The sequence below is a fragment of the Bacillus sp. FSL M8-0063 genome (genome assembly GCF_038005545.1).
Lineage (GTDB): Bacteria > Bacillota > Bacilli > Bacillales > Bacillaceae_G > Bacillus_A > Bacillus_A wiedmannii.
In genome coordinates this window covers 1,721,251-1,733,972 of record NZ_JBBOTJ010000001.1, presented here as the reverse complement: position 1 = coordinate 1,733,972, position 12,722 = coordinate 1,721,251, and the positions used below count along the sequence as shown (strand labels likewise).

Sequence of the window (12,722 nt, the reverse complement as noted above, 5' to 3'; positions counted from 1 at the left end):
TGCCAAAAAGCGGTCACGACTCTGCCACTTATTTTAATTCACTAGTAACCTTTATTTTTCTAGACAACTTCACTGCAACAGTCATAAAGAATAGATTGAATTTTATTTAGGTATTATGCTTGATCTGATTGTAGAACATGTAATGGAGGTGGAATAATCCAACCTTTTTTCTTATTTAGACGAAGTAATATAGCTCCAGCTTGTGCTTTTTTCATATGAAATTGACCAAACATCATTCCAACATCTTCTCGAAGAGATTGTCCCATAGCTTGACTACATGCTACTAACCCAGCAGCAAGATCCATAGAAACTTTAGCTGCAATTTCCGCATCATTAATACGAGCACCAGGAGGAATCGTTTCAATAGATGCAACTGGTCTTTCTGGAGGTGCTGGTGGTAATGCAACACCATTCAATTTTAATATATTTTTTAATTCTTCAACTTCTGATTGGATATCATTCTCTACAAGGTTTTCTAAAAATTTCTTTAAATCCTCGTCTCCTGTGTGGTTAATAAGAACTTGATATCCAGCAATTGCACCTTGTGCCGCCGCAAGGTAACTCCAAATCCCAAAGACTTCTCCATAGTGCATTGGTTCATTTTGTGGATTTCCACTTAAAATACCCATAAAAATATTCCTCCTTAAAGAAATTAGACTTTTAGCAACAATACTTACTATAGAAAAAATTTTCCTAACCATGTTCTGGATTAAAGAAAATAAGTTCTTATAACTCATAAGGAACACCTTACCCAAATATAGTAATTACCTCTCATAGAATGTACAGTTACCAAAAATTTATTCTTATAAATAATAAATACATTTCAATTCAAATGGTTTTATATATTTTCAAACGAATATTGCCTAAAAAACTGGAGACATTACTGAATATGAAAGGAGGGGGAAAACTATGAAGAAAAAACTTTCATCTATTTTAGGTGCCCTATTACTAACTATTACGGTTTTTGGTACAAGCGTCCATGCTGAATACGATGGATATAATACGAATAGAGTTAACAATAATAATACTACAACTCGAGTTAATGACTATAACACGAATAGAGTTAATGACTATAACATGAATAGAGTTAATGACTATAACATGAATAGAGTTAATGACTATAACATGAATAGAGTTAATGACTATAACATGAATAGAGTTAATAATGATGTGAGAACTCGAAATGTAAATACGACAAATGATTTAAATGATAATCGTGATAAAAATAATAATTGGGCTTGGCTTGGTTTATTGGGACTAGTAGGATTATTCGGTCTTAGAAAAAAAGACAAAGATCCAGAAACACGTTAATGTAGAACATTGCATTTAATTTTAAAAGATATTTATTTATCAAAAGAATACAAAATGAATCGCCTTTAATAAGGCGATTTTTTATTTTTTAAAATCAATAAGAATCACAATAAACAGATGCAATTAATCGGAAACAATGAATTTCTCAACTTAATAGTAATAGAACATTACATCTATTTGACGAACTACGCTCCTTTTTTATGCCTTTTCTTCACTTACCCATATCTTATATTGTGTGTAACTGACCCTAGCGTGAAATCCCTTGCTATCATTGATTTCATTTCACTTTCTCTTTTGAGTTACACAGTACAAAAATTATGAGTAACTGTATAGGGATACCACCAACATTTTGCAAAATAACCTACGCTGTGTAAAAAAATAAAATAAGCTGCCCATATGGACAGCTTGTTTACATATTTCTCGTTATTGGAAGTTAAATTTTATCAGTTTTTCCTTCTTTGAGTACCTGTATTAATTTTTATAACTTATTTTTTTAATTAAGAAAAACCCTTTAGGTTCCCATAAAGGCAATTATGTCCAAACTAACTAATTCCTTTTCTATATAGTATTAAAAAAGGAGGTGAGAAAATGAGTAATAATGAGCATAAATCTTTAAGTAAAAATAAAGTGAAAATAGAATCGGCACATCAAGAGTGTATTGACCGTGCTTATCGTATTCCCATATTTTTAAGTACGACAACTCATTTAAATGACAACCAACAACGGTTTCTAAACCGTCTAATTTTAGAAATTGAGTATGCTTTGCTTTTTCCACGTACATTGCCTTTAAGTGAAAGTTATCCGGAATCCATTTTAACTGATATTCGTCGTCTAGTTTCATCAAGCTATGGAATGTTGGCAGTAAACCTTCGTCGTTTTAAAATTCAAACAGTTGACGTCAATGTAGGACCTCTTCCACCATCAACTCCATTCTGGGTAGGATCAGTTTATTCACAAGTAGAACCTTCAATGGCTTTTCAATTTGGTCTACCCTTATTATTAGTAAGAGAAGAAGATACTGACGTAAATAATGGAATTTGGGCAGGAGGAATTGCCCCACTTAACCTATTTATAGTTTGGCATTCTGAAACTCAAACTGTAGACCAATTCTTTAACACTCCTGAATGGCGATCAGCTTTTGCAAATTGGAGTGCACAAGTAAGAAATGCTTTTTATATTCAGACAGAACCTAAGTTCAAGTACAGTTGTGAATGATAAACTGGCCCTTTAGTTTTCTAAGGAACACATGAATATTCTATACAAAACTAGTTAATATAACGTCCTATTATCGGTAGCAAGGAAAAAGTGGCCCCTTACTCTGACAAGGGGACCTACTCCTGGTGCGGGTTTTCGAGTTCTCGTTTGTTACTGGATTAGTCGAAAACTGTATAAAATTTTGTATGCTCTTAGCGTGGTTTTTTCAACAATGCTGGCAATACCCCTAGATTTAAAAAGAAAAAAGCAATGATTAGATTTTAAACCTAATCATTGCTTTATCCATTGCATCTTGATTTACACCTATATAACGTAACCTTCTCTGACGAATGATTAAATATTTCCATAAGTAATGCTATGTTTTTCGTTTGCATGTACATATGATACCCATACGTCTTTCTTAACGTATGGGTTCCTATTTCATCTAACCCAAACTCTGCCGCTGCTCCACTTAATATCTTATATGCCATGCTACGACCAATTGGACGATTCTTCCCTTGTCTACTTTGTAATAAATACTCATTGTCTTCTCTTTCTTCCATAAACCATTTAAGTTCTCTTTTCAGTGCTGCAGTAATTTGTATTCGTTTTTGTTTCCCTGTTTTCTTTTCCCTCATAGATATATGACTGCCTTTGACATCCCCTACTTTTAGTTTCAAAATATCTGAGATTCTAAGACCTGTATTAATACCCATAATGAAGAGAATGTAATTACGTAAGCTTTTTTCCTTAAAGTACTCTTTTAGCTGTTGTATTTGCTCTGGATCACGTATCGGTTGAACAAAATTCATTATTTATTACCTCCCGTTTCTTCTGTCTCGTAAACTTCTAATCCAAGTGCAAAAGCAAGTTTATAAAACGCTTTGGACTTCCAACGTCGATAAGTACGCTCTGACATCCCTATTTCGTTATAAACCATGTAATCACATACGTCCTCTTCTTCTAAATAGCGTTTATAAATAATATCTCTTTGAATGCTTCCTGCACGTCCGTTCCCTAATCGATTTAAAAATTGATCTATACGTAATGATATTCTTTCAAGCCACTCTTCTCGTTTGCTTTGTTGAATGTTTGTTCTAATGGCTTACCAACTGCATGTGTAGGCCCGTGTTCACGCATTTCATAAGAAGGAGTGACTTTCATTTCTTTACGCATCATCCCAAATTGCCTATGTATACGTACACTTTCCAACACGCCTTCTAATTCCTCTTGTGTTGCCGTTCTATCGATTTTTGGTAAGAAAGATAATTGTTTAGTCATGTAAGACCACTCCTTTTTATTTTTTAATTACTTTTGTCTTAAAGCTCCACGTCTACGCTCATAACGCGGCCCATAAAATCCCATTAAATCTTCAATGTCACGATTGCTTAATTTCTCTTTTCGTTTTTTCTTATTTTTCTTCTTTGCTTGTTTTGATTGCTTTTCCCACTCACGTAACTGATCTCTTATCACCTTCATTTCCCCATCCCCTTTTTTAAAATAAAAAGGACACCTATTCTTAAAACAGCTTTAATTACTGCTTTAATGAATTGGTGTCCTCTAGTTTTCTAGCCGGACTATATTCTGTTTGCTTTCACTTTAAAAGAATTACTGTTTTAACTGTTCTATTAAATTACTCTATTCATCGTTCCCTTCCAATTCCTCACTCTCTTCACGTATTTGTCCAATTAATGAAATTACAGAACCAACTGCTTGAACCCAACTTCCTATAATATCTATTAGCTTTCCTTCTTCATTTTCATTAGTTTCGTTGTTTACCTGAGTGTTTGTATCTTTCTCCACATCATTTACATTACCTTCTTTATTAGACTGGTCCTCATTTCTGATACTTTTTAATTCGTCAATACCCCCTATTACCTGTAATGAATTCCCAATTGATTGTAATAAGTTTCCTATAATATTTAAGTGTTCATCTTTATCGGATGTATCCTCAAATTCATCTGCTAATGCTGTAAGTCCACCCAATGCTTGCGTCCAATTCCCGGCAATCACTAATTTAATTTGTGTTTCCTCTTTAAAATCAATAATTAATCCAGATATTACAGTGACGTTACCAATCGATTGGATTTCATTACCAATTTGTTCAAGAGAAACTTCTCCTTGACCATCAGCCTCTAAGGCATTTCCAACAGCCTGTAATACGTTTCCATAAACATTTAAATCCTTTCTTACATTACTGCTTATAAAATCAAAAGGCGTACTTCCAATAGCGGAAGTAATTGTTCCTATTGCTGCAACCCATGCACCAAATATCTCTTTAAATTGGTTCTCCATTTAAAACATATCCCAGCATTAAGTAATTAATATAATCCTATTCAATTACTCATCTCACTGGTAATAATTTCAAATGTCTCTTTACCATCTCCTTTTTTATAATAATGTCTTATAAAAGTACCTTTTTAGGAATTATACGTATTTATTAAACGTAATTCTATATTGCTTTTATACATATTACTTAGCATTGATTGGATTGCATTATTCGGAATATGGTGGTCTGCATTCTTTCATTAAATGCATCTATCCACTGAATAAAACTCAATATTCCATCCATACTATAGATAACCCATCTTTAATGTGCTGTAACCAGTTAGATCTTATTTAAGACTGAGCAGTTAGCTTTTGCTAGCTGCTCTTTTATATTGATTTAATAATAAAATTTAGGTCTTATTTCTTTTTTTACACCATATGCTTCTAACCTAGCCCCAGCTCAAAGTGTTACCTCCTATCTTAAAGAGCACTTATGCATGGTGCTCTTTTTTAGTTTCTATATTTCTACAAAATGAAATTTTTGTTTAGTTTTCTTTCCTGCATAATATTTCGATATCCGTTTATACTATAGTTGTATCCTATGCTACTTCTAAAAGCGTACAATGGAGCAGTTAGCTACTTCAGCTAGCTGCTTTGTTGTGCCAAATAATTTTTTATTTCTCAACAACCATTATTAGAATTAAAATCCCAATAATGGTAATATGAAAGTAACTTTCAGTCATAATTATTAACATGTCAAGTGTTGTTCCCTTTTAAAAGGTCCTGTGTCAACCAGGGCCTTTTAAACTTGTTCCCTACTAAAATAGCTTTTTCTTCAAATACTTCACGCACATGAAAAAATTACATTTGGTATCACGTACTCTTTTACACTAAGAGATTTGATCCGAAGAGCACTTATATATAGTGCTCTTTTTGGTATGGAATGTGAAATAAAGGCTTGCTCTTAAAACCTTTTATGTAATTATTATAGGTTTTTTCCTTACACCCGTGTGGTTGTTTACTCATAAGTTGTTAAAGTATAAATATAAATTGGTAGTTAATTTATAAGGGAGGTGAAAAAATGAGTAAATTTAAAAAGAATTGTCACATACCCTTTCCATGTGCCTTTCCTTTACCTCAAATAGGGCCTACCGGCATAACCGGAGCGACAGGACCTTCTGGTGGACCTCCGGGGCCTACTGGACCTACTGGAATAACTGGAGTAACCGGACCTTCTGGTGGACCTCCGGGGCCTACTGGACCTACCGGCATAACCGGAGCAACTGGACCTTCTGGTGGACCTCCGGGGCCTACTGGGCCTACCGGCATAACCGGAGCAACTGGACCTTCTGGTGGACCTCCAGGGCCTACTGGACCTACCGGAATAACTGGAGCAACTGGACCTTCTGGTGGACCTCCAGGGCCTACTGGACCTACCGGATTGCCAGGAACTGCTGGACCTCCGGGGCCTACTGGGCCTACCGGAATAACTGGAGTAACCGGACCTTCTGGTGGACCTCCGGGGCCTACTGGACCTACCGGAATAACTGGAGTAACCGGACCTTCTGGTGGACCTCCAGGGCCTACTGGACCTACCGGATTGCCAGGAACTGTTGGACCTCCGGGGCCTACCGGAATAACTGGAGCAACTGGGCCTTCTGATGGACCTCCAGGGCCTACTGGACCTACCGGATTGCCAGGAACTGTTGGAGCTACTGGCCCTACTGGGCCTACCGGACTTACAGTATCTGGGTTATCTCATTATGCTTATGTTTTCAATACAGCAGCTCAAGTTGTTGCCTTAGAAGCACCTATTCTTTTTAATTCACATGGTAGAATGACATCTGGTTTTACTCATACACTGGGAACTTCTCAATTAATGGTTCTTAATGCAGGAGATTATAAAATTTCTTTTTCTGTATCAGGAGTTGAGCCTAATCAATTCACACTTTTTTTAAATGGTGCTCCGGTTACCAGCGCAGTTTATGGATCAGGTGCAGGAACTCAACCAAACAACGGCCAAACAATCCTCGCTTTAGCTGCAGGTGATATTATTACCCTTAATAATCATACTTCCGCTGCTGCAGTTACTTTGCAGACTTTGGCAGGTGGAACACAAACGAATATAAATGCTTCGATTGTAATTGAAAGATTAATTTAATTTAATGATTTATTTCTTGAAACTCTAGCAGTTAATAACCTAGAGTGGATTCTTTTTTTAACAAGCAGTTAGCTTTTGCTAGCTGCTCTTTTAATTAAAATAACGCTTTTGTTTAAAACTTTTCACATTTAAACCAGACAAGCATATGTTATTTTATGGAAGCTTCCCATTCATAGCATTCTACCTTTCTTATTTAAGAGCACGCTTATATGTGTGCTCTTTTGTATTTGCTATGAAATAAGAATTTTATTTAGTTGCCATTAACCTTTTTATCCACTTTGAATATAGTATTATCATCCAAGTGAATACACAGGTCGCCCTGGACCAGCCTCCTTGTATTCCTTGTATTCCTTGTATTCCTTGTACACAGAACCCGTTATAACTAGCGGGTTCTGTATATTTTTATCTATACAATAACTATTTTATTTAATTTATAAAATACAAGCGCTTGTCCATTTCATTTTGTTCTACCCCTACATTTACTATTAGTAATAAGAACTGACCTTTTCAGAGGTGAAAATATAATGGACGAGTTTTTATCTTCTACTTCAATAAACCCTAATTTAGTTGGACCTACTTTACCACCCGTTCCACCATTCACACTACCGACTGGGCCAACTGGGCCGACTGGACCGACTGGACCGACTGGATCACTATCAGTAGCTTACGGAACTTTTTGGCAAACGGAAATCATTACAGTCCCTTTCGAATCCCCTTTTTCTTTTAATCAGGCTGACCCTATGGTGGGGGGAATTTCTCTGTTAAATCCAACCACAATTAATATCACACAAGCTGGGGATTATCGAATTTCTTTCATTTCCTCGATTAACTTGACTGTAGCCCTTTCATTTCCTTATTCGCCTACCATTTCTATACTATTAAATAACAGTCTGATTCCAAATTTCAAAGCTACTTTCGGTCTTTCAATACTAGATCCAGAGGATGTAGATTGCGCTCAACTCATTGGAGACACTATTTTATCAGTCCCAGCCAACTCAACACTTCAACTTATAAATAATAGCTTTATAGGCGAAACAGCCATTCGTACATGCGATAATGGAATAAATGCTTTAGAATTAAACATTATCAAATTAAACTAGTACAAGTACGTCTTTAAAACTAGGTGTTATTATGGCATCTAGTTTGCAGTTTCCAATGAAATTTTTGTACAAAGAATACACACAAAATCAAAAATAAATTCATAAAATATTTTATATTCTTTTCTTTTAGAATGAATAGTCTTTACAGAGCACTTCCCGAAGTGCTCTTACATTTACATATCAAATAACGTTTTTAATTAATTACGAGAGCGGATTTTATTATTTTGTACAAGCACTCTATTCTTCTTTTAATAAAATATATAGATATCTCAAAGAAAGGAGAGCGACATAAGTATGGCTGATTATTTTTATAAAGATGGTAAAAAATATTACAAAAAACAATCGTATTCTCACCACCAAAAAGACAACTGTTTTATTGAAACCCATACATTATCTGGTTCTAATACAACTTTAAATTTCAGCGTACCAGCTAACACTACAAGAACTGCTTTTGAAGATTTCACCAATAACCACAATAAAACATTACTTGATCTTCGCATTCCCGGTACTTCCCAACCAATTGAAGTAACTATCCGAACAAGAAGTTCTCGTCTGCCGATTACTGTAACAATAGTTGCAGGTGAAACCAAGGTATTCCAAGTAGAGGATTTCCATAGTCTCACTCTCACAAATAATACTAATATCAATAGCAATATTGGTATATTCATTCAAAAAACATTTTGTATCTGTTGCAATAATCAAAATGATTCTCGTAACAAGTATTATAAAGAACAATCAAATTCTCACTATCAAAAAGATAACTGTTTCATCGAAACTCATACCGTAGCTGGTTCAGAAACTACCCCAACCGAAAATGCACCTTTAACTATTATCGTACCCCCTGACACTTCAAGAAGAGTTTTTGAAGATTTCACTAATAATCACAACAAAACATTACTTCAAATATCTGTTCCCGAAGATGTCTCCCCCATCGAAGTCACTATTCAAACAAGAAAATCTCCTACACCAATTATCGTGACTCTTGCTACAAATGAAACAAGAGTATTTCAAGTAGAAGATTTTCAAAGCCTTACTCTCACAAATAATACCGAATTCCTTAATTTCATTGAAGTATTGATTAAAAAGACATTTTGTATCTGCTGCAATGATAGAAATGATTCGTGCGATGAATATTACCGTGATTACGAATGTGAATGTTAGATTGACTCCCCAAAAGAATCCTTATAAAGGGTTCTTTTTCTTTTACCTTAGTATCATCTAATCATTTACATTTGTTCAACATTTCATCTCTTAACAAAATTCCAATTTAATTAATATCCTACAAAATAATACTTTCATTAAAAAATCATTCATATTTCACTTTACGAATAATCTTTTTTATATCGTACATACTATCTGCAAGCCGATTTCCCACGGCTGTACTCTTTCCAAACGGAGCTCTCTCCTCCGTACCACTTGAGGACAGGCGGGTAACTTAATTAGTTGCCTGCCGTTTTTACGTATAATCGTAAAACTTCTTGTCCAAACTTTTTAGAGAAAACATCTTATGCCATTTGGAGCGACCTCCAGCACATGATATTTGTACGGCCGTCCCTATAAAAGGAGCGGTCTTATTTTATCTTTGCTTGCCTCTTTTCTATTCAAATAACGCTTTTTTTAAATCCCATTGCCTAATTCCTCGTTTGTCCATTTCACTTTACTCTATCTTCACATTTACTATTAGTAATACGAATTTTTCAGAGGTGAAAATATAATGGACGATTTTTTATCTTCTGCTTCAATAAGTCCTGATTTACTCGGACCTACTTTACCAGCTATTCCACCATTCACACTGCCTACCGGACCCACTGGACCTACCGGAGGCACTGGACCTACCGGGGACACTGGGCCTACTGGCGTTACTGGACCGACTGGTGACACTGGGCCGACTGAATTTAATCGGGTTACAGTGGGGACTAATGTTACACCTCTTCCCACATTATCAACTCTAGATGTGCTTGTTCCGCTTTCACAATTGACAATTACCATAGATGTCCCTGGTAATACCGTCAGGTTTATAGTAACAATAAATTCGGGGACTACGTTTTCAAGCGTAAGTAGCAACCCACTCGATGGGACTTTAGTATCATATCGAATTGATCGTGTTGCACCACCTATAGCTGTTTCCGGCGCTGCTAATACAGATTTTGACTTTACAACTACTACTTTTACAGCTTTTGATAACCCTGGAGTAGGAACTTTTACTTATGTACTAAGTGCAAATTTAATACGTGTAACTACTCCTCCAGGTACGAATAACGAACGCATAACCAATGTTGTCTTCACTGCCGAAGAAATTACTCCTAATTAAATACCAATAATACTGATTTTCCGAACGAAAATTCCCTTTAGATCCCCTGAAGGGAATTTATTAAATTTCTCCAGATACATTTGATAACACTATGTTAACTAATAGCTGAAATTTCCGGAGGAATTATGCAAAATTTACATATCAAATACCGCTTTTATTTAATTTTTAATTTTAAACATTACTATTTATTTTCCTTCTCTAATTTCATATTTCACTTACAAGTTTCATTTACTAATAGTGATTTAATTTTTGGAGGTGAAATATGTCAAAAGAAAATCAAGTTAATTCGTATGAAATCTTACAAGGAGCTACATTAGATCCAAGTTCTATCAGCCCTACATTACCACCTACTCCAACTTTTACAATATCTACAGGGCCCACCGGCAATACTGGATCTACCGGCGACACTGGACCTACCGGCAATACGATACACTCGCCCTTACATATAGATGCTCCTCATCGCTTTTTGAACGATCACTATAAAAAAGCTGGTGTTCCTCGAATTCGTATACACGACTTGCGACATACTCACGCTACACTCATGCTTCAGGCTGGAGAACACCCTAAAATCGTACAAGACCACTGAGGGGGCATTCATCTATTCAAATGACTTTAGACAAGTATAGTCACATCACACAGAACATGCAGCAACAAGCGGCGGAAAACTTCGAGAGCATAATAAAATCTAATGAAAACACCTGATAACAAATGAAAAGATTTAATGTGAGCAAAATGTGAGCATCGAGGTAAATCACCACTTACAAACCTTGATATAATAAGGTTTCTCATGCTATATTGTGGAATCTTCGGAGAAGAATGAGCAGTTTTAGGGGTTTTTATTCTCACAAAACTATAAAAGTGTCACAAATGCCTATTTCATAAGCATTTGTGACACTTTTTGTTTGTTATGTTAAATATCATTTCAATACTGAATTACTGCAGTTACCTTTTCCTTCTAGGACCTACAATTAATTTAATTGCCGTTCTTTCTTGATCATTAATAGTAACCTCTTGAAATGCTGGAACAAAGGCCAAATCAATACCACTTGGAGCAACAAATCCTCTTGCGATTGCAATTGCTTTAATCGCTTGATTTATAGAACCCGCCCCAATCGCCTGAATTTCCACATTGCCACTTGTTCTTAGTACACCAGCTATTGCACCTGCTACTGAATTTGGTTTTGATTTTGAAGATACTTTTAATATATTTTCCATGTAAGTTGCTCCCTCTATTATTTAATCGCTCTTTTGTTACGGTTTAAAATATTTCAACGTATCTTTTACTACTATTCACACCAAAAGCAAACAATGCTACATATGTACATTCATTCGATACTTTTCGTCTTCTTCCTGCCCCACTACGTAAATAAAAGAAAACAACCACAAACTCTAATATACAAACATTTCAAAAATAGACATTCACTTAAACGATCACATCATTGCAACTGAGGCTACTGGTTTTATTTTTACATGTGAAATTAAAATAAGCATTCCCACTATACTTTAACATTTCAAGATATTCCACTGATATTTTTACCAAATCATTAACCTTTTCTTCTTCAAAAATTGTTACAACTACTATTCTATTACTATATTTCATCGTATTAGCACTTTATACTCCAAATCTATCACCTTTTATATAAGACAAGCATAAAATACTATGAGTATACACTTCATTCATAATAGGGGGTAATATATTGGGTTCATACTATCATTCTTCAAACTCCAATAAAAAATGTTCATGCAACTCTTCTTCCAGCTCATATAAAAAATGTTCATGTAACTCTTCTTCCAGTTCCTATAAAAAATGTTCATGCGACCATTCACATAAAAAAAGCTGTCCAGCATACGGCACTTTTTGGCAAACTGAGTTTATAACTGTTCCTTTTGGAGATCCTTTTCCATTTAATCACGTTGGCCCTATAGCAGGAGGAGTTTCCTTACTAAATCCTACTACTATACAAATTAGTCAAACTGGTGATTATAGAGTTTCTTTCATTTCAACTATTAACACTACTTCAAATCCTGTCTTTCCACATATTCCAGTCATGACTATATTTTTAAATAATAATCCACTTGCTAATAGTCAAGGTGATTTCGCTTTCCAAATGAATACTTCATCAAATAACGAATGTCTTCAACTAGCAGGCGAAACAATTGTTACAGTGACAGCTAATTCCACTCTTCAACTGAAAAATAATAGTGGTTTTAATCGTCAAAGTATTACAACTTGTGATAATGGTATTAATTCCGTTGAATTAACAGTTATAAAACTAAGTTAATAATCCTCTTCACATTCAGATGCTATTTCAGCATCTTTTTTATTGAATAATGTCCTTTTGATTCCTATAATCAAACATAAATTCCATTGTACGTT

At 35.0% G+C, this 12,722-nt stretch carries 11 protein-coding genes and 4 pseudogenes; 9 read left to right on the top strand and 6 right to left on the bottom strand.

From position 1 onward, the window contains the following. Window positions 1–113: 113 nt before the first annotated feature. The gene (locus tag MKX31_RS08805; protein WP_000512143.1) at window positions 114–629 is read right to left on the bottom strand and encodes a DUF3231 family protein; all 516 of its coding nucleotides are present in this window, start codon (window positions 627–629) and stop codon (window positions 114–116) included. Window positions 630–909: 280 nt separating this feature from the next. On the opposite strand from MKX31_RS08805, the gene MKX31_RS08800 reads away from it, so the two are divergent. Further along, on the top strand, window positions 910–1,311 hold the full coding sequence (locus MKX31_RS08800; RefSeq protein ID WP_340980609.1) for a WGxxGxxG family protein: 402 nt from the start codon (window positions 910–912) through the stop codon (window positions 1,309–1,311). Window positions 1,312–1,899: 588 nt separating this feature from the next. Beyond that, window positions 1,900–2,526: a hypothetical protein gene (locus MKX31_RS08795; protein WP_000069270.1), complete on the top strand. Its 627-nt coding sequence runs from the start codon at window positions 1,900–1,902 to the stop codon at window positions 2,524–2,526. Between the two features lie 253 nt (window positions 2,527–2,779). Here MKX31_RS08795 and MKX31_RS08790 read toward each other — a convergent pair. The 4 genes and pseudogenes from MKX31_RS08790 to MKX31_RS08775 form a co-directional block, all read right to left on the bottom strand. Next, window positions 2,780–3,317 (bottom strand): annotated as a pseudogene (locus MKX31_RS08790) (site-specific integrase). Beyond that, a pseudogene (locus tag MKX31_RS08785) lies at window positions 3,317–3,786 on the bottom strand (ArpU family phage packaging/lysis transcriptional regulator). The pseudogenes MKX31_RS08790 and MKX31_RS08785 overlap by 1 nt, the downstream one beginning before the upstream one ends. A 27-nt stretch (window positions 3,787–3,813) precedes the next feature. Further along, window positions 3,814–3,984, bottom strand: coding sequence for a hypothetical protein (locus MKX31_RS08780; RefSeq protein ID WP_240368319.1), 171 nt, complete (start codon window positions 3,982–3,984; stop codon window positions 3,814–3,816). 159 nt (window positions 3,985–4,143) lie between these two features. Next, window positions 4,144–4,800, bottom strand: a complete 657-nt coding sequence (locus MKX31_RS08775) for a DUF6944 family repetitive protein (RefSeq protein ID WP_340980608.1) — start codon at window positions 4,798–4,800, stop codon at window positions 4,144–4,146. Window positions 4,801–5,854: 1,054 nt separating this feature from the next. On the opposite strand from MKX31_RS08775, the gene MKX31_RS08770 reads away from it, so the two are divergent. The 6 genes and pseudogenes from MKX31_RS08770 to MKX31_RS08745 all read left to right on the top strand — a co-directional run. Continuing rightward, a complete protein-coding gene (locus MKX31_RS08770; RefSeq protein WP_340980607.1) occupies window positions 5,855–6,934 on the top strand; it encodes a BclA C-terminal domain-containing protein in 1,080 nt (359 codons plus the stop codon). 524 nt (window positions 6,935–7,458) lie between these two features. After that, entirely contained in the window at window positions 7,459–8,034 is a 576-nt protein-coding gene (locus tag MKX31_RS08765; RefSeq protein ID WP_340980606.1) for an exosporium leader peptide-containing protein, read from the top strand. A gap of 294 nt (window positions 8,035–8,328) precedes the next feature. Continuing rightward, window positions 8,329–9,195 (top strand): exosporium protein D, encoded by an 867-nt coding sequence (locus MKX31_RS08760; protein ID WP_106081247.1) that lies wholly within the window; start codon window positions 8,329–8,331, stop codon window positions 9,193–9,195. 553 nt (window positions 9,196–9,748) lie between these two features. Then, window positions 9,749–10,345: an exosporium leader peptide-containing protein gene (locus MKX31_RS08755; RefSeq protein ID WP_340980603.1), complete on the top strand. Its 597-nt coding sequence runs from the start codon at window positions 9,749–9,751 to the stop codon at window positions 10,343–10,345. 262 nt (window positions 10,346–10,607) lie between these two features. Continuing rightward, a pseudogene (locus MKX31_RS08750) lies at window positions 10,608–10,688 on the top strand (exosporium leader peptide-containing protein); the annotation flags it as partial. 72 nt (window positions 10,689–10,760) lie between these two features. Then, window positions 10,761–11,047 (top strand): annotated as a pseudogene (locus MKX31_RS08745) (tyrosine-type recombinase/integrase); the annotation flags it as partial. Between the two features lie 240 nt (window positions 11,048–11,287). On the opposite strand, the gene spoVS reads toward MKX31_RS08745, so the two are convergent. Next, window positions 11,288–11,560, bottom strand: a complete 273-nt coding sequence (gene spoVS, locus MKX31_RS08740; protein WP_000427790.1) for a stage V sporulation protein SpoVS — start codon at window positions 11,558–11,560, stop codon at window positions 11,288–11,290. A gap of 482 nt (window positions 11,561–12,042) precedes the next feature. On the opposite strand from spoVS, the gene MKX31_RS08735 reads away from it, so the two are divergent. Then, the gene (locus tag MKX31_RS08735) at window positions 12,043–12,627 is read left to right on the top strand and encodes a hypothetical protein (RefSeq protein WP_064473960.1); all 585 of its coding nucleotides are present in this window, start codon (window positions 12,043–12,045) and stop codon (window positions 12,625–12,627) included. Window positions 12,628–12,722: the final 95 nt, after the last annotated feature.

Excerpts from the sequence above, each read along its gene's own strand:
- MKX31_RS08805 (WP_000512143.1), bottom strand. The coding sequence starts at position 629 with ATGGGTATTTTAAGTGGAAATCCACAAAATGAACCAATGCACTATGGA.
- MKX31_RS08800 (WP_340980609.1), top strand. The coding sequence starts at position 910 with ATGAAGAAAAAACTTTCATCTATTTTAGGTGCCCTATTACTAACTATT.
- MKX31_RS08795 (WP_000069270.1), top strand. The coding sequence starts at position 1,900 with ATGAGTAATAATGAGCATAAATCTTTAAGTAAAAATAAAGTGAAAATA.
- MKX31_RS08780 (WP_240368319.1), bottom strand. The coding sequence starts at position 3,984 with ATGAAGGTGATAAGAGATCAGTTACGTGAGTGGGAAAAGCAATCAAAA.
- MKX31_RS08775 (WP_340980608.1), bottom strand. The coding sequence starts at position 4,800 with ATGGAGAACCAATTTAAAGAGATATTTGGTGCATGGGTTGCAGCAATA.
- MKX31_RS08770 (WP_340980607.1), top strand. The coding sequence starts at position 5,855 with ATGAGTAAATTTAAAAAGAATTGTCACATACCCTTTCCATGTGCCTTT.
- MKX31_RS08765 (WP_340980606.1), top strand. The coding sequence starts at position 7,459 with ATGGACGAGTTTTTATCTTCTACTTCAATAAACCCTAATTTAGTTGGA.
- MKX31_RS08760 (WP_106081247.1), top strand. The coding sequence starts at position 8,329 with ATGGCTGATTATTTTTATAAAGATGGTAAAAAATATTACAAAAAACAA.
- MKX31_RS08755 (WP_340980603.1), top strand. The coding sequence starts at position 9,749 with ATGGACGATTTTTTATCTTCTGCTTCAATAAGTCCTGATTTACTCGGA.
- spoVS (WP_000427790.1), bottom strand. The coding sequence starts at position 11,560 with ATGGAAAATATATTAAAAGTATCTTCAAAATCAAAACCAAATTCAGTA.